Origin of the sequence: Parapedobacter defluvii (assembly GCF_014642075.1) — a bacterium.
Classification (GTDB): domain Bacteria; phylum Bacteroidota; class Bacteroidia; order Sphingobacteriales; family Sphingobacteriaceae; genus Parapedobacter; species Parapedobacter defluvii.
Genome location: NZ_BMIK01000016.1, coordinates 1 through 15,160, shown reverse-complemented (window position 1 = coordinate 15,160; position 15,160 = coordinate 1). Strand labels below are relative to the sequence as shown.

The window sequence follows — 15,160 nt, the reverse complement described above, 5'->3', positions numbered from 1 at the left end:
TGCCCGTTAGCGGGGTATATCGCCGCCCGGTCTCCATATTTTAGCAGGATGTTTTTGTGCATAATGAAAGATCAGCTGCATCATATACCGGTTGCTGATATACGGGGTGAGCATTTCTTTGGCAGCTTCCGGTGAACCGATGTCTGCGAACTGGCTGATGTAGCCCATGCCATGCAGTTTACCGTTTTCCACCCAGACGCAACTGACCTCGGTTTCATCCCGCCCTTTATCGAAAATGGCAAATGTGGGTAGCTCATTCGCCAGGTAGTCGAGCGCCCGTTGCACGCGCTGGTTATGGATTTCGGGCGGATCGACGGCCGGCTTTCCGGCCAGAGGCCGGGGACCACTGAAGGTACAATATTGCGGATGCAGATCGAATTTATCAATTAACTGATGAAGTAAGTTTACGGCATCCAATTGGTTGTGGAACAGGTGAGTATGTTGGTGGTTTCTACTGTGCTTCCCGATAGCCAGCCGAAGGTAACCTGCGTGATCCTCATAGGCGTACAGCGCATATTTAGGTTCGAAACGTTTCAACGAGCGGTTGTATGCGGGCCAATGCCGTTTGATTTCTGCCGCCTCCAGTAGCAGCGCCATGAGCTCGGTGCCGCAGCGTTCGTACGTGATGGAGTGGATGTTGCGGAGAAAATGCTGGCGCTGGGGGTTGGGATTGTGCCCGGTGAAGTGTTGGGCGACACGGCTGTAGATATTATTTGCTTTACCTACGTAGATGATTTTTCCACCCCGGTCCCTGAAATAATATACGCCGGGACTTTGGGGCAGCGTGTCGAATTGGTCTTTGGGTAAGTTTGGAGGCAACTGCTGGTGTTTGGATTTCTTTTTCAGCATCTCCGTCAGGTTGCCCTGAGCGTCCCATTCCATTAGCTTGCCGAACAGGATGGCGGTAGCTTCTGCATCCCCACCGGCCCGGTGCCGATTGCGGATGGGAATGCCCAACGCATCGCACAACCTGCCGAGGCTGTAGGAAGGCAGCCCCGGTCGGATTTTCCGGCTCAGCCGGACGGTGCACAGCTTTGGCACAGCCAACGAGAATCCGGCCAGTTCGAGATAGTGTTTCAGGAAGGAGTAATCAAAATTAACGTTGTGGGCCACAAACACGCATCCATCCAGCAGGCTGAAAATTTGGGGGGCCAATTCATTGAAAGAGGGACTGTCTGCTACCATATCGGGAGTAATTCCCGTCATAGCCTGTATATAAAGGGGAATGGGTTGCTGCGGATTGATCAGTGAATCGAAACGTTCAATTACCTGTTGGCCGTCGTGAATCCGTATGGCAACTTCGGTAATCCCGCTGCCTGCAGCATAGCCGCCTGTGGTTTCGATGTCCACAATGGCATATCGGATATTTTCGGAATGCTGCCCCACAGGGGTAAATATACTAAAATAATTAGTCTATCAATAGAGATGAGTATTTATTTTTCACATTTATCCAACTTACTGCGTAACCGCTGCCTGACTGCTGCGGTTGGCTTAGCTGTCTTCCTTCGGTGAGCTGGCGGTCTGCTGGCTGTTTTTCGCACCCTTACTGCAAGGAGACCGCAACTTGACCACCGGCTAACCCCTCTGAGATGTGGAGCCTTTTGGCCGCCGGTATGGAGGTATCGCCAAATTATACCGCGTCCGTTGGCTCGGATGGACCGATCGGCTCGGTAAATGGCGCTTCGGCTTCTTCCATGGCTTGTTTTTTGCCACGGCGTACGATCATAAAATAAAGACAGGACACCGCCCAGGCCCCCCAGAAAAGATAGGCGCCGCTGTGAAAGGTCTCTTTCATCAACCGATGGGAGGTAGTAGTAAAATCCAGGTAGGTGAAATAGGCGCCTACGAGCCCGAAAAGCAGTACCAGCAAGAAAGTTGCCAGCGCAATACGTCGCCCCAGTAGCCGCTTGATGAGCCAGAGTACAGCGATCAGTATAAGTTGAACTGCAAAAAGCAGAATGGCTGTTTTCCACCAAATCTTAAAAATGCCGTATTCGTTGTACAATACACTAATGCCCACTTTTCCAATGAATGACATTTGGGAAACCAGTACGCCCGAAATGGTGGAAAGCAGTGCCTGTACGGCAATGAGGGTGCTTAAACCTTTCATCTCTGCTATTTGGTAACTTCCCAGCCTGCATCGCCATTGAACCGCAGCGAATAGGTTTTTTTGGTGAATGAAGCGTTGTTATCCGGATCTTTTTTAGCAAAATCTGCAAAATCGGTTTCCGCTTTCCGAAGGGTTACGGTAGCCTTCGCCCGGTTTTTTCCGGTTTGCTCAATCAGCACGCCGCCATCCTCATCAAGTGCATATTCGAACGTCTTTACGGTTACTTTTTTGTCCGTTTTTTCCAGTACAAATGGAATCGCCTTGTCGGTCAGCTTGACAAGGTAGACGAATGTGCTGTCTTTTGAAAGGAACTTTTTGCGCTCTTTCAACCGTTCCAGGGTGACATATCCGCTTTTTTCCAACCGTTCATAGGCGGTCAGGAGGTCGGCGTCCGACCGCTGGCTGAATTTTAGTTCGCCGTAGCCCATTTCAGCGGTCTCATAGACCGGATTGGATTCGATATAGTGTGCAATCTCGCCCAGCGCAACGCGGTCGCTGATGGATTTTTCGTGGCCACAGGCTGCCCATAGAAAGCCGGCAAGGAGCAGGGACAGGAATCGATAGTAAACAGGTACCATAAATGCTATTTTTGTCAAAGATAGGTGTTTGCAAAAGTTGTTCCAATAACAAGAGTCTTTGTAAGCTGGAACGTGAAAGAGTCTCTCATCATTTTACATTGCATTGATCTTAAACTCGACAGGTTTCCCTCTTCCCATATAACCCGAAACCCTTCTTTTTATCTTTTAAGCGCATGATCGTCGGATTCCTTATTTAGAAATAACTGATACATTTTTAGTTAATCCCAGATTTGGTTCCTGCGTGAACAAGCAATAAATTTCCAATTTTTTCAACGGCATTTTTGGTTCTTAGCCATTATTCCTTCTAATCGTCGATGATGCTTCGAGGTGGAATAATGGATTCCGGTTGTCAGGTCGCTGTATACAAAGAACGGTTCGGGGATAATTAGGTTTACTAATTTATCCAGCCCACTGTTCGCTTTGAACTCCATAAGCATAGAAGTCTTCGAAGGCTTTATGTACTTGGATGCTAAACAGTCGGAGGTGTTGAATCTTGCGTTGTGGATTTGGACAATATTTCTTTACGGATATTATTCGTGAAGGTATCCTGTTATACGACACCGGTAATTGCCAGTTTGCCGAGCCCGCTACACTCACTCCAAAGGAGGAAACCGAGAAAGCTCAGGGGATATTTTGATATTTGGTTTCCGAGGGCACACGGATTTCTTAAAGTTATAAGCCCGACTACCACATCACTGCGGACGAATTACAGACACTCATTGAAAAGGTGACGCGCATGCAGGAAGTCGTGGAACGGATTTGCACCGAAAAAGTCACATCAATTAGGGAATGAGTCATTAATTTTTTAGTAACTTTGTGCTAAAGCAATGGAATATGGAAGCAATTATCCCTTGCTATCCGGCAACTTGGGCAAAGCAACTTTTGAAAGCACTTTGTTTGCGGCTTCCAGTTTTTCAGGGAACAAAACCTGGCCCTGAAATTTATTTAACCGCTTATCTATTTTAACGATAGGCGTTTTGGCCTTATTTATACGTTCTATTCTCATATCACAAAGTTACGATTTTTTCTAGTTACCAAAAAAGCTTCATAATCTTCTTCAGAAACAAATTCCTCCCACTGTTCGTTTGTAAGTCCATAAACATAGAAGTCTTCCGCTATTTCAGTGAGATTATTGGTTAGCCCCATTCGATATAACCGTGTGCGCACTTCGGTACTACCAGTAGCATAAATCCAAGAATCGGGATACCTTCCCGTGAAAGCGTACACTGTCGAGGCAACAGTAGCTAGTACTTTTTCGCTATCGCCATTGTTCGTTACGATTTTGTCGTTTATACCGCCAGCGTTTTCATCGTAATCGCCAAAAGCCAAATTAAAAACGTTTGCCAAACTTGTTTCGGAATATTCTATAATCTTTTTTATTTCACCTTTAGGTCCTATGCTCGTAAACTCGAAGTGCATCAACTGGCTTTCGGCTACGTAATCATATTTAGGATATTTCATGGGTTTATAGATTTGCTAACAAATATAGCAAAATTAGAGGTGCTCTGCAAATATTTTTTAATCAAACCTATCTACCTTCCGGTTTCCTGTAATGCCCGCCCATTCCATTCATATACTTTTGTGATGTAATAAGCAAGCATAAAGCGGTGAGAGTTCGAGTCTCTCTCCGGGCATTACTATGTATACGGTTTGTTGATATAGCCGTTATATTAGACGGTGACGCTCGGAATTGGAACGGGATTTAAATTTGGTGTAGATGAAGACTACTAAAAAAGCAAGGAAAATCAGTAGTTCAATAATTGGTGAGATTCTGGGCGAATTGACCCTCGCAGAAAAAACACAAACGGCGGTCAAAATGAAGCTGGCGGCTGAATTGGATGATTTGATCAGACAGCGTGGTTTGAGCAAAGGAGATTTTGCTGATCGTGTAGGCAAGCATCCTTCTTCGAAAAAAAACGAGTCAACCGCATCATTTGACCATAGCGTTGGTATCCAAAAATCGTTTCATTTCAGTCAATGCGTCGGTATAACCGCTAAACCGCTTTTTGGAAGTCAGGTTAATCGGGGTTTTGTTGATCCGGTTAGTCAAATCTCGGATTGGCATGTATTCCAGACTTTGGTATTCGTATTTCCAGTAATCCAAATCGAGTAGTCGCTGGTTTTGATAAGCGGTTGTGCTTCTGTCGTTATCGGTAGGATAGAGGTGAACATCCTCCAACAGGCGATTAACATTGTCCAGAGAAATAGAAATGCTATCATATTGCAGTTGTGTATAAAAAGCCCGTTTAAATATCCGATCAATATCAGCTATATCGGCAGCTTTGATGTCGGGCAGAATGACGTGGTATTGTGTTTTAGCATTCGTTATGAGCCAGCATTTTTTACGATCTACAAAGAAGACCGTGGCGTTCCATTTTCCCAGAGGTGCATTTTCGATGTTGTGCGTTTGTGGAATTACCCATTTTTTTATGAGTTTTTCAAGTTTCCGTGATGTGTGAATCGCTGTAAGCATGCAATAAATATAGATATCTTTTTTTACCCAACTTTCACCCAACTTTTTACCCAATATACTTTTCCAAAAATTTCATTCTCGGAATAGAAAAGGTCACGACTATCAGATTTTCATTAGCTCGTTATGCCGTTATGTATCAACGGCTGTATGGAAGAAGAAAAAGTCAGATAGGCTGCGGTATCAAAGTGCAGGGGCTCGGTGAGCTCAGCGTTATGTCGCATTCTAACCTATGCCTGAAATTTGCTTTTTATCGACTAACTCCTTAGCGAAGCCGTGTTTTTCCAGAAAGGCCTTAGATTTATTTGCTTTTTTTACAAAATAGGGATCATTGCCATAATCGCGCGCATGATCTGCTTTCGAGTCGGTAGCATTTGATTTTTTATCCGTAGGGTTTTTCATATCAAACCTCCTATTTTTACAAATATATTTCATTATTTACGTGTCACCAAAAACGCATCGTATTTACCTGGTGTTCAAAACGTTGCCAGCCGACTCCTACATATAACGTGTTATATATAAGAGGGCTATAATCTTAGGATTTATTTGCTTAAATGCCTGTTTTTAAATCTATTTCGCATCAAACCGATAATTCTTGCCCATATAATGTACGTGAATATATGAGTCCGTATAATAATCGTATAGCCGGGTGAAATCGCACAGCCCTTGAAAAGAATAAGGTAACTGCCTTTCTCGCAATTCCAGGTCCACCAAATGATGGCATACTTCGCCCAAAACACCATCCATTTCCAGGTTCTTTTTGATAGTTGGGTGAATTTTCTCCATATGTTTAGCATATAACTCCTGCCTTAGTGCTTGCAAATTAATGATCTCTGTTTTTCGTTTTCTTTCTCGTTTCATGAGTACAAATAAACTAAAAATATTAGTAATATTAATTCGGTTTATGCGTAAATTTTTCTAACTTTACCACCATGAGCCTCTTATCCCGTCTTCCGGAATCCAAGCAACAGGAAATTGCTGAAATCCTTGAAATCATCAAGGAGGAGGCGAAGCCGGAAAAAGTTATTCTTTTCGGGAGTTATGTTTCCGACAAGTGGGTAGAGGACGAATACGTTGAAGATGGGGTGCGTTATAGCTATATCATATCAAGAATGCAGTTAGCCCGATTGTACATGAAAAGATGACGCGCTTGCAGGAAGTCGTGGAACGGATTTGTAAAGAGAAGATCGGAGGAAGTAGTTAAACTATGCCTACACTGTACATTGTGTCCGGATGCAATGGAGCAGGAAAAACCACTGCTAGTTATACGGTATTACCCGAGATTTGGGATTGCAAGGAATTTGTTAATGCTGATAATATTGCAGCAGGGCTATCTCCATTCAATCCGGAAAGTGCGGCATTGGAAGCAGGCCGCATTATGCTTAATCGAATCCGCGAGCTATTCACCGCAACATGCAATAGCGCGGGTTGCTCAACGTGTATCCGAAGGAGGCCATCACATTCCGGATGATGTGGTGGTTAGGAGGTATTACAGGGGATTGTATAATTTGGTGAATTTGTACATTCCAAAATGTGATAAGTGGATGGTTCTGGATAATATGGATTTAAATCCGGAAGTTATTGCTAAATCCGATGAATTTGGAAAAGTAATCGTTAATGACGAAATTTGGTCAATAATACAACAACAAAGTGATGGCACTAAATAGTAAACCCATTCGTTTTCCGCCCGAGATATCGTTTTCGGATAAGGTGCTTTATGGCGTTCGAAAGGCATTGCGGAAGCTTGCTGAAGAAACCGCAGCCAAGGGGGGGAGCTTGGTAGTTAAAATTGATGGGGAAATCAAGAAAGTGCCCGCACAAGAGTTACTTAAAACTCTCCCGAAGCAAGACGATTTTCAATAGGTGAGAAATTTAGCGATAATGATTCCCCTCGCAGTTGATATGGATAGGTCAAGCAATCTTTCCAACACATTGTTAGGGAGCCGGACTTTTTTTGTTTCCGAGTTTACACTTGCCTTTGATCTTGACATTAAGGAAAACCAGGTCAAGGGCGACAAAATACTGCTAAAATTAAAGACAAACGGTCATGCGGAAATCCATAGCTATGTGAATGAGGCATATAACGGTTTGAAAGAAGCGAATGATATTCGCAATTCTCTCGCACATAAATTTTCCAAACTCAGTTCAGACAGAAGGGGGGCAATTTCCGATGACGGCAGGTCCTACGGCGCAAGTGCGGGGCATTTCATTGACTATCCCAGCCAAGTAGAGATTCTTGATCGTTCTCTCGAATACCTTCGAGATTTCTTTTTTTCAATAAGAGGCTCAATGATGCAGATCCACCAACTCGAACTGGACGACTGAGCCTGATAACCATTGAAATTTCGTTTCTATGAAATTCAAGATATTGCGGCAATTGATTACCGATATGCATTTTATAATTGGAATACCCATTTGAAGATTACAATTAAGTGCCAGAACCAAAACGCTAGTGTGATTTGTCAGGCTATACACACCAATTCGATATGAATCGAAGGAAAAACTTACTAAGAGTTGAACAGGCTTGTTTTGACAAGGGCCGAATCTAAAGTGACAGGGACGGTTCATACTGTACCAGATTACGCGTATCAAATAGGACGTGGCCTAAAGTCGCTGCAGGAATGGAAAGACCTGATAAATCACTGATGGAGTGGGTAGGAAATTTAGATGAACGGTGTTGTCATCCTAGATCCAAAATTCCTTTCAATTACTATTTTATCACAGAATCTGAACCGAGAACCCCAAAGAACGCCGCAAAAGAAAAATAATCCTTGTTTGTGTGGTAGTATTTTTACTACCTTTGTCTCGCTGATGGTATAAGGCGTGGCTCAAATTATTGAGGCTAAATATTTGTCCACACTTAAATTTGATTCCTTATGAAATCGAGTGAATTCCATCGGTTTCTGCGGAAGAATGGCTGGATTCATATCCGTACCAGTGGTAGTCATTATATTTATGAAAAGGAGGGGAGGACTTATCCCATTCCGTATCATGGTAACAAGGAAATGGGAGAAGGTCTCCGTAGAAAAATCATTAAGGATTTGGGGCTGAAATAATCCCCATATCCTTATTTGTCACACATCGCATTATATTATGAAAACACTGAAAATTATCATTGAGCGGAGTGCTGATATGTTCAGTGCTTATGCAGAGAATGTTCCGGGTATTTATGGGGGTGGGGATACTGTGGAGGATGCAAAACAATCCATACTGGAAAGTGTAGCATTATTGAAAGAATATAATACCTCAGATGATATTCCCGCGCTTCTGAAAGGCGATTACAACATCGTTTATCATTTTGATGCCGAGAGTTTCTTGAACTATTACAAAGGCATATTTACCAATGCCGCTTTGGAAAAAATCACGGGTATCAACCAGCGTCAGCTTCAACATTATTCTTCTGGTCTTAAGAAACCTCGGCAACCCCAATTGAAAAAAATCGAAGACGGTCTTCATAGGTTGGCGGCCGAGTTACAGTCGGTGGAATTGGTGTAGGTGTTGTTTTGCAAGGCTGTGGAGCAATAGCAAAATATTTGATAATACATTATGGAGATAGGCTGGCTCAAAGAATTTAACGCCCATTTGTCGGAGCTTGAAAAGGAATATGATTTAACAGATCTTGAAACCGAAGATGATAAATATGACGACAATTCATATTGGAATAAGATTGGTCAGCTTTCTGTTTTTGGTCACAATATGAATGCAAATGGATATCATTTTTTGTATGAAATTAAGGGCCTAAGTAGCCAAATTCTTTTCGGTCTGAAAGCAAGTTTGTTATTTAATAAGTTACGCAGCAACGAAAAAGGTAAACCAAACATTTATAATCATCGGTATACCTTTTTATTAGAATCCACGATTCATGGGGTTTACGCGTACTGGAATAGAGTAGCATTGTTGTTAAATTATTACTTAGTCAAAAAGTTTGATAAGAAACGTTCGTAGGAAAATACGTTCAGGCGGTAAAATCCTTGCAGCAGGAGTTCACACAGCAAGAGTGACGGCAAGAGTCATAGCAAGAGTTAGCAAAAATAACGATGCAATTGTCGATAGAATTGATGGAGCAATTGGGCAAAAAATGAGCGGATTCTCATAAAAATGTATCTTTGTTCCCATGAAGCCCATATCCGAATTACCCGATTCCAAACAACAGGGTATTGAACACGAAATGCTTAGCTACTTCAACCAACTCGATGAATTGGAGAAGGCATCTTTTGTTGGAATGCTCAGGAGGTTCGTCAATAGCCAGAAGGAGGGCAAGGCGATCCGCGATGAAAAACACCACCCGATATTGTTCCCTCCTGGCACCTCATTCTCGGATAAAGTGCTTTATGGGGTGAAGAAGGCGCTACGTAAGCTTTGTGAAGAAACCGCTGCGAAAGGAGGAAGCCTCGTCATCAAACGGGATGGTGAGATCCAGAATGTACCAGCGAAAGAGTTGCTAAAGACTTTGCCTGAGGTATAACCCATGACAAAAACAGTTTGTTAAATCAGTCGAATAATAATTTTTTGCCAAATGCGCATTCAATAAAAAACCGAGGCAACCGCATCATTCGCCAATAGTCCAGGCCTTGGTATTCGTGTTTTCAGTAATCCAAATCGAGTAATCGCTGGTTTTGATAGGCGGTTGTGCTTCTGTCGTTATCGGTAGGATAGAGGTGAACATCATTCAACAGGCGATTAACATTGTCCGAGGAAATAAAAAATCCATCATATTGCAGTTGGGTATAAAAAGCCCGTTTAAATATCCGATCAATATCAGCTACATCTGCAGCTTTGATGTTGGGCAGAATGATATTACAAAGTTATGATTTTTTTAAATTATGGTTTTAACTAAAAATATTAGTTAAAACCATCAATTTTCCCTATCTTTGCCCATAACCAATCAAAACTAGATATGGAAAACCAACAACCCAAACAACCCCGAATCGGAAAATTCATTGATCCGCTCACCGACTGGGGGTTCCGCCGTCTTTTCGGGCAGGAGCCCAACAAAGAGATCCTGGTGGAATTTCTAAACGACCTGTTCCAGGGCGAGAAACACATCATTGATCTAACGTATGCACCGAATGAATTTGATGGGGACGACGTTACGGATAAACGCGTTATTTTCGACCTGCACTGCCGGGGCGACAACGACGAATATTTCATCGTGGAGATGCAGCGCATCCGACAGGATCACTTCAAGGACAGGGCACTATTTTACGTATCGCGGCTCATCCAGCGGCTGCTGCGGAAGGGGAGAGAAACCAACAGTTACAAACTTCCGGAAGTGTATCTCATCGGCATTTTGGAATTCAGCATGGATTCCGTGGCCACAGACCGTTATTTCCACGACATTGCTCTGATGGATAAGCATACCTGTAAACCTTTTTACAATAAGTTGGGTTTTAAGTTTTTGGAATTACCTAACTTTGTAAAAGAGACGGATGATCTGCTCACGGATATGGACAAGTGGATGTATCTGTTGAAGCACATGAGCACACTGGATAAAGTGCCAACATTTTTGGATAAGCGGGTTTTCCAGCTGATTTTTAAGATATCGGAAGTGGCCAAGTTAAAAAAGGAGGAACGAATGGCATACGAAGCAAGTTTAAAGGCTAAGTGGGATACACAGAATGCGTTTGACAGCGTGAGGCGTGAGGGGAAAGAAGAAGGGAGAATAGAAGGCAAAACCGAAGTGGTAAGAAATCTGATCGTTAAACTTGGTTTAACTAATGAGCAGGCTGCGGAGGTAGCCGAAGTATCCATCGACTTCGTGGAGAAGGTTCGTACGGACCTCCAGAAAAAAGACAAATAAGTTTCCTTATAACCGAACAGGGCCACCGCTTGCGGTGGCTTTTTTGTTTACAACCAGCCCCACAATAATATACCCCATCAGCCATAAAACCACCAAAAAATACCCAATACTAGGTATTCCACAACCAACTTCAACCACCTACTTTTATACCAAGATCAATTAATCACGTATTCACCTAAAGGAACTAATCCTATCAAATTCAATTGCCCGGGTTTACTCGGATGCCGTAAAGAAAAACCAGAAAGTATTATATGGCGTATGCGAGCCCGGATTCCCCTTAAAGCTGGGCGACCACCAACTATTTCCGAGCTAGCCGAACTGAAAGATTTTAAGATCAACTACCGAACAGACAATACGAAAGACGAAAAGTTCTTCACATATAGCTACTTCATTTCGTTCCAGGCCGATGCCAAAGTACCGGTAATAGATCTGGCCAATGGGTCGTTGGACCTTACAGCTAAGGCCCGGGGAGTAAAATTGAACCTATAGGTTGGATGCATATGCGGAACTTTTGGGTCGTTTTGATGCTCATAAAGAATAGATCCGTGGCGGGGGACATGATGATTTTCCCCAGGAAAAGAAATTATTTTCATTATACCAACTTTATTCCTTACCTTTGTAACGGAGGCTTTGCCAGCAGTGGCATTGCCTTTTTTGTTTATACGACAGATATACTCCATATTTCGAATCCCTCCCCGCTGTCGATTTCTCGGAATGTGCGATAGCGCAGCGGCTTGATGATATTGAGGAACGAATCAAATTCTGGCCGGGATGCCTTATCTAATTTTCCCGACCGAAAATTCCACGAAAGAATCTTCCGAAAATCCGTCACCAATATGCCCTCTAACGCCGGGAACCCTCTTAAGGAACTCGATTAATTCAATATTTCGTGTATCGCTCATACTCATTAATGATCTGTTAGTTATCGCCACGAACCGGATTAATATTGGAATCAACCGTATCCAATATCACCAGTCCGGTATCCACTTTCGTGTACTTATCCGGTTTTGACAACGCCACTAATCGTCTGTCTACCAAAGTTGTCAGGTCTTTCGAATAGTATTGTTTTCTCCCTATTTTATCATCGGGTACGATTTCAAAGTTTATACTTTCGATGAACAATCCATCTATACAACAAGATTTGCCGGTTCCAAAAAATGCCGAAGCATTAAATCCTACGAGATTTTTTTCAAGATTTCGTCCGTCGGCTTGCCTTACAATGGGTTTCGTATAAACCTTGCTGAATGTCCAACGGTTAAAGTATCCGATTCCATTGCTGTCCACCGTCAATATATTATCTTTCGTTTTGGATAATACCAGTGAAACTTCACCGGTGTATCCATTCGGAACGATTATCGTTAAAGTAGGTGAATATAAATGATAATGAAACGCTAAGAAGGAGACACTTACCAATATACAGAACACCGTTAGGAAAGAATAGTTCCTAAGCAGTATTCTGACAGCTGGTGTTAGTAGCAAGCAACTTATGACGATTGCGGCAAGTATCATCGATCCTAAAAAAAGCCCTGATAGAATTAACCCTCCCGGTATCGACTTCAGCTTGTCTAGCAACGTTATAAGCAACACTGTTGCTACGGAGCCAAAAATGATATTAAGTCTAAAATCTCTCATTTTGTAGCTAATTGTCAGGGCTATCAATAATTTTTGACGAAGCCCTCCGAACAATCCCAAGAATAATAAATCCAAATGCTACCAAAGCCAACATCCCAATCCAAACCTGCAGCACAGCGTCTCGAGTCACCAAACCTATTGTAATATCCAAGCCAGACGTAAAAGTTGCAGCCGGTAGAAAGGCCAGACTTATCAACGTAGCCAGATACTTCGGATTGGCGTACTCTGTTAATACAGAAAAGATAATCGGCGCTATGCAAACTTCCGCTATACACAGGATAAACAAGGAGGTAAAGAATAGAGCTACATCTTGCTGTCCCGGAGCAGTTGGTATGAACAATAATAATCCAAGCGACAGGGCGGCAATTAAACATCCCATAAATAACTTAATGAATTGCGAGGTATAAGTAAACGACCATAGGATAACTGCGCCGATACAGAGCGGGACAGTGAATAATGCGCCGTACGAAGACCACAAAAATTCCGGGAGATTTATTGTATCGATTTCATGGAAAGCAGAACTTATTATTTCGCTATAGCTGCCGCCTAGCTTGACAAATGCCGAGTACAAACCAACTAGTAAACAAGCAGCAAGTATTATCGATCGCCTAGAGAAAGAAGTCTGCATAGCCTTTTCGGGTACGGCTTTCTCAAAAGCTGGAGATTGAAAAAGTAGTGGTAAAAGACTCAGCACAGCACAGGAACCGGACAGTGCAAAGCCGAGTTCCCAATTAGATCGTTCTGCGGCCAGGCCGACCAACAGGATACCGCCTGTTGATCCGACCGATGCGGCCAAGTATAACAGGGTAAATCCGGAGTCCAGCAACTTCCTCCTATCAAGGAGACGCTTTCCGAACGCAGCCGCTAAATTTGCGCCGTAAGCGCCTCCTCCAATCGCGACGAGTACCAAACCTCCGTACAATCCAAACGTACTGGATAAACAGAGCAGGAAAGCACCAACGGCCTGAACGATGGTTGCAGCCAGTATGATCTTTCTGTTGCCGATAATGAGGTCTCCGAGTACCGCACCGACGATCTGAAATATGGAAGTTAGGCCAGCAACATGCTAAACACGACTATTGCTTCACTTTGAGTCATACCTACGCTGTCTATCATATAAAGCGTGATCAACGTATGTACCCCAAAGTAAGCAGCTCGTTCTGCCATCCTTGAGAATGCTAAGAGATAGATAGTCTTATTGTGATTCAGGTTAACTGTTTTTTTCATTTGAGCTGTCAATAGGTCATATTGGCTGGTTAAAGGTAAAAACAAATTCGTAATTGATCAACACGTGCATTTCAAACCAGTGCCCTCCATGTTTTTTTAACCATCGGGCATTGTTCGGCCTTCTGAGTACGCCATGCTTTAATTTATTGAGCTGGTCACAATTTGTGACCAGTTCGGTTTTCTCCTGAGATCACAAAGCTGAAAACGAAAATCTTTCAGAAGCCTATTAATCTTCCTTTTAACGTCTGATTTAATACGTAGTTTCTATCCGGTAACCGAAAATTTGAATTGGTTATAGGTTTCCTATCTTTGTCCCATTAACCAATCAAAACTGGATTATGGAAAACCAACAACCCAAACAACCCCGAATCGGGAAATTCATTGATCCGCTCACCGACTGGGGGTTCAGACGTCTTTTCGGGCAGGAACCCAACAAAGAGATTCTGATCGAATTCCTGAACGACCTGTTCCAGGGCGAGAAACACATCATTGATCTAACGTATGCACCGAATGAATATGATGGGGACGACGTTACGGATAAGCGCGTCATTTTCGACCTGCACTGCCGGGGCGACAACGGCGAATATTTCATTGTGGAGATGCAACGCATCCGGCAGGATCACTTCAAGGACAGGGCACTGTTTTACGTATCGCGGCTCATTCAGCGGCTGCTGAGAAAGGGGAAGGCGTCCAATGATTACCAATTGCCGGAAGTTTACTTAATCGGCATTCTTGAGTTCAGTATGGATGCCAGTGAACAGGACCGGTACTTCCACAATATTGCTTTAATGGATAAGCACGCCTACAAACCTTTTTACAATAAGTTGGGTTTTAAGTTTTTGGAATTGACTAACTTTGTAATGGAAGAGGATGATCTGCTCACCGACATGGATAGGTGGATGTACCTGTTGAAGCACATGAGCACGCTGGACAAAGTGCCGACATTTCTGGATAAGCGGGCTTTCCAGCTGATTTTTAAGATATCGGAAGTGGCAAAATTAAAAAAGGAGGAACGGATGGCATAAGAAGCAAGTTTAAAGGCTAAGTGGGATACGCAAAACGCGTTTGATTCGGTTAGACGTGAAGGAAAAGAAGAAGGGAAGGAGGAAGCTGGTTATCAATTTGTAAAAAACCTGATCGTTAAGCTTGGTTTAACGAACGAACAGGCTGCCGAGGTAGCCGAAGTATCCATCGACTTCGTCGAAAAAGTCCGCGAGGACCTCCAGAAAAAAGACAAATAAGTTTCTTTACAATCGAACATGAGGCCGTCTCAAAAGTACCGAGACGGTTTTTTTCGTTTTTTATATTTATCGGGTCCGTTTACCGGGGATATTCTTATTCCC

General features: G+C 43.1%; 21 protein-coding genes. 11 read left to right on the top strand and 10 right to left on the bottom strand.

All coding sequences use genetic code 11. The features are described from left to right. Positions 1-6: 6 nt before the first annotated feature. The 3 genes from IEX60_RS18400 to IEX60_RS18390 all read right to left on the bottom strand — a co-directional run bounded on the left by IEX60_RS18400 (position 7) and on the right by IEX60_RS18390 (position 2,688). Positions 7-1,386: an exonuclease domain-containing protein gene (locus tag IEX60_RS18400; protein WP_229717636.1), complete on the bottom strand. Its 1,380-nt coding sequence runs from the start codon at positions 1,384-1,386 to the stop codon at positions 7-9. Positions 1,387-1,630: 244 nt separating this feature from the next. Further along, on the bottom strand, positions 1,631-2,110 hold the full coding sequence (locus tag IEX60_RS18395; protein ID WP_229717635.1) for a hypothetical protein: 480 nt from the start codon (positions 2,108-2,110) through the stop codon (positions 1,631-1,633). Positions 2,111-2,115: 5 nt separating this feature from the next. Next, complete coding sequence (locus tag IEX60_RS18390) at positions 2,116-2,688, bottom strand: hypothetical protein (RefSeq protein ID WP_188752876.1); 573 nt, start codon at positions 2,686-2,688, stop codon at positions 2,116-2,118. Positions 2,689-3,522: 834 nt separating this feature from the next. Here IEX60_RS18390 and IEX60_RS25000 point away from each other — a divergent pair. Next, positions 3,523-3,654 carry a hypothetical protein gene (locus tag IEX60_RS25000; RefSeq protein WP_262892333.1) on the top strand — a complete coding sequence of 44 codons (132 nt, stop codon included), beginning with the start codon at positions 3,523-3,525 and terminating at the stop codon, positions 3,652-3,654. A 36-nt stretch (positions 3,655-3,690) separates the two neighbouring features. Here IEX60_RS25000 and IEX60_RS18385 read toward each other — a convergent pair whose 3' ends face one another. From IEX60_RS18385 to IEX60_RS18370, 4 genes are all read right to left on the bottom strand, one after another. Then, a complete protein-coding gene (locus tag IEX60_RS18385) occupies positions 3,691-4,149 on the bottom strand; it encodes a DUF6934 family protein (protein ID WP_188752875.1) in 459 nt (152 codons plus the stop codon). A gap of 469 nt (positions 4,150-4,618) precedes the next feature. Further along, a complete protein-coding gene (locus tag IEX60_RS25185) occupies positions 4,619-5,161 on the bottom strand; it encodes a DUF6933 domain-containing protein (RefSeq protein ID WP_373285064.1) in 543 nt (180 codons plus the stop codon). 222 nt (positions 5,162-5,383) lie between these two features. Beyond that, positions 5,384-5,560, bottom strand: coding sequence for a hypothetical protein (locus IEX60_RS18375; protein ID WP_188752873.1), 177 nt, complete (start codon positions 5,558-5,560; stop codon positions 5,384-5,386). A 168-nt stretch (positions 5,561-5,728) separates the two neighbouring features. Next, entirely contained in the window at positions 5,729-5,944 is a 216-nt protein-coding gene (locus IEX60_RS18370; protein ID WP_188752872.1) for a hypothetical protein, read from the bottom strand. A gap of 146 nt (positions 5,945-6,090) precedes the next feature. On the opposite strand from IEX60_RS18370, the gene IEX60_RS18365 reads away from it, so the two are divergent. The 7 genes from IEX60_RS18365 (at position 6,091) to IEX60_RS18335 (ending at position 9,623) form a co-directional block, all read left to right on the top strand. Then, positions 6,091-6,303 carry a nucleotidyltransferase domain-containing protein gene (locus tag IEX60_RS18365; protein WP_188752871.1) on the top strand — a complete coding sequence of 71 codons (213 nt, stop codon included), beginning with the start codon at positions 6,091-6,093 and terminating at the stop codon, positions 6,301-6,303. Between the two features lie 508 nt (positions 6,304-6,811). Next, entirely contained in the window at positions 6,812-7,021 is a 210-nt protein-coding gene (locus IEX60_RS18360; RefSeq protein ID WP_188752870.1) for a DUF8506 family protein, read from the top strand. A gap of 18 nt (positions 7,022-7,039) precedes the next feature. Continuing rightward, positions 7,040-7,483, top strand: coding sequence for a hypothetical protein (locus IEX60_RS18355; protein WP_188752869.1), 444 nt, complete (start codon positions 7,040-7,042; stop codon positions 7,481-7,483). A gap of 551 nt (positions 7,484-8,034) precedes the next feature. After that, positions 8,035-8,214, top strand: a complete 180-nt coding sequence (locus tag IEX60_RS18350; RefSeq protein ID WP_188752868.1) for a type II toxin-antitoxin system HicA family toxin — start codon at positions 8,035-8,037, stop codon at positions 8,212-8,214. 37 nt (positions 8,215-8,251) lie between these two features. Continuing rightward, positions 8,252-8,653 carry a type II toxin-antitoxin system HicB family antitoxin gene (locus IEX60_RS18345; protein WP_188752867.1) on the top strand — a complete coding sequence of 134 codons (402 nt, stop codon included), beginning with the start codon at positions 8,252-8,254 and terminating at the stop codon, positions 8,651-8,653. Positions 8,654-8,704: 51 nt separating this feature from the next. Then, positions 8,705-9,103 (top strand): hypothetical protein, encoded by a 399-nt coding sequence (locus IEX60_RS18340; protein WP_188752866.1) that lies wholly within the window; start codon positions 8,705-8,707, stop codon positions 9,101-9,103. A 169-nt stretch (positions 9,104-9,272) separates the two neighbouring features. Further along, positions 9,273-9,623 (top strand): DUF8506 family protein, encoded by a 351-nt coding sequence (locus IEX60_RS18335; RefSeq protein ID WP_188752865.1) that lies wholly within the window; start codon positions 9,273-9,275, stop codon positions 9,621-9,623. Between the two features lie 121 nt (positions 9,624-9,744). On the opposite strand, the gene IEX60_RS25180 is transcribed toward IEX60_RS18335, so the two are convergent. After that, complete coding sequence (locus IEX60_RS25180; RefSeq protein ID WP_373285065.1) at positions 9,745-9,948, bottom strand: DUF6933 domain-containing protein; 204 nt, start codon at positions 9,946-9,948, stop codon at positions 9,745-9,747. 107 nt (positions 9,949-10,055) lie between these two features. Here IEX60_RS25180 and IEX60_RS18330 point away from each other — a divergent pair, with 107 nt between their 5' ends. Next, a complete protein-coding gene (locus IEX60_RS18330) occupies positions 10,056-10,958 on the top strand; it encodes an Rpn family recombination-promoting nuclease/putative transposase (RefSeq protein WP_188752864.1) in 903 nt (300 codons plus the stop codon). A gap of 258 nt (positions 10,959-11,216) precedes the next feature. Continuing rightward, complete coding sequence (locus tag IEX60_RS18325) at positions 11,217-11,447, top strand: hypothetical protein (RefSeq protein WP_188752863.1); 231 nt, start codon at positions 11,217-11,219, stop codon at positions 11,445-11,447. Between the two features lie 429 nt (positions 11,448-11,876). Here IEX60_RS18325 and IEX60_RS18320 read toward each other — a convergent pair whose 3' ends face one another. Together IEX60_RS18320 and IEX60_RS18315 are read right to left on the bottom strand one after the other, a co-directional pair. Then, complete coding sequence (locus tag IEX60_RS18320; protein ID WP_188752862.1) at positions 11,877-12,242, bottom strand: hypothetical protein; 366 nt, start codon at positions 12,240-12,242, stop codon at positions 11,877-11,879. 355 nt (positions 12,243-12,597) lie between these two features. Then, entirely contained in the window at positions 12,598-13,635 is a 1,038-nt protein-coding gene (locus IEX60_RS18315) for a POT-type proton-dependent oligopeptide transporter (protein ID WP_188752961.1), read from the bottom strand. Between the two features lie 520 nt (positions 13,636-14,155). Here IEX60_RS18315 and IEX60_RS18310 point away from each other — a divergent pair. Beyond that, entirely contained in the window at positions 14,156-14,842 is a 687-nt protein-coding gene (locus IEX60_RS18310) for an Rpn family recombination-promoting nuclease/putative transposase (protein ID WP_229717634.1), read from the top strand. Positions 14,843-15,160 lie beyond the last annotated feature (318 nt).

Bases quoted from the DNA above. Each gene is read 5' to 3' on its own strand.
- IEX60_RS18375 (WP_188752873.1), bottom strand. From the start codon at position 5,560: ATGAAAAACCCTACGGATAAAAAATCAAATGCTACCGACTCGAAAGCA.
- IEX60_RS18330 (WP_188752864.1), top strand. From the start codon at position 10,056: ATGGAAAACCAACAACCCAAACAACCCCGAATCGGAAAATTCATTGAT.
- IEX60_RS18390 (WP_188752876.1), bottom strand. From the start codon at position 2,688: ATGGTACCTGTTTACTATCGATTCCTGTCCCTGCTCCTTGCCGGCTTT.
- IEX60_RS18325 (WP_188752863.1), top strand. From the start codon at position 11,217: ATGCGAGCCCGGATTCCCCTTAAAGCTGGGCGACCACCAACTATTTCC.
- IEX60_RS18385 (WP_188752875.1), bottom strand. From the start codon at position 4,149: ATGAAATATCCTAAATATGATTACGTAGCCGAAAGCCAGTTGATGCAC.
- IEX60_RS18370 (WP_188752872.1), bottom strand. From the start codon at position 5,944: ATGGAGAAAATTCACCCAACTATCAAAAAGAACCTGGAAATGGATGGT.
- IEX60_RS25000 (WP_262892333.1), top strand. From the start codon at position 3,523: ATGGAAGCAATTATCCCTTGCTATCCGGCAACTTGGGCAAAGCAACTT.
- IEX60_RS18335 (WP_188752865.1), top strand. From the start codon at position 9,273: ATGAAGCCCATATCCGAATTACCCGATTCCAAACAACAGGGTATTGAA.
- IEX60_RS18360 (WP_188752870.1), top strand. From the start codon at position 6,812: ATGGCACTAAATAGTAAACCCATTCGTTTTCCGCCCGAGATATCGTTT.
- IEX60_RS18345 (WP_188752867.1), top strand. From the start codon at position 8,252: ATGAAAACACTGAAAATTATCATTGAGCGGAGTGCTGATATGTTCAGT.
- IEX60_RS18350 (WP_188752868.1), top strand. From the start codon at position 8,035: ATGAAATCGAGTGAATTCCATCGGTTTCTGCGGAAGAATGGCTGGATT.
- IEX60_RS18340 (WP_188752866.1), top strand. From the start codon at position 8,705: ATGGAGATAGGCTGGCTCAAAGAATTTAACGCCCATTTGTCGGAGCTT.
- IEX60_RS18355 (WP_188752869.1), top strand. From the start codon at position 7,040: ATGATTCCCCTCGCAGTTGATATGGATAGGTCAAGCAATCTTTCCAAC.
- IEX60_RS25185 (WP_373285064.1), bottom strand. From the start codon at position 5,161: ATGCTTACAGCGATTCACACATCACGGAAACTTGAAAAACTCATAAAA.
- IEX60_RS18395 (WP_229717635.1), bottom strand. From the start codon at position 2,110: ATGAAAGGTTTAAGCACCCTCATTGCCGTACAGGCACTGCTTTCCACC.
- IEX60_RS18310 (WP_229717634.1), top strand. From the start codon at position 14,156: ATGGAAAACCAACAACCCAAACAACCCCGAATCGGGAAATTCATTGAT.
- IEX60_RS18365 (WP_188752871.1), top strand. From the start codon at position 6,091: ATGAGCCTCTTATCCCGTCTTCCGGAATCCAAGCAACAGGAAATTGCT.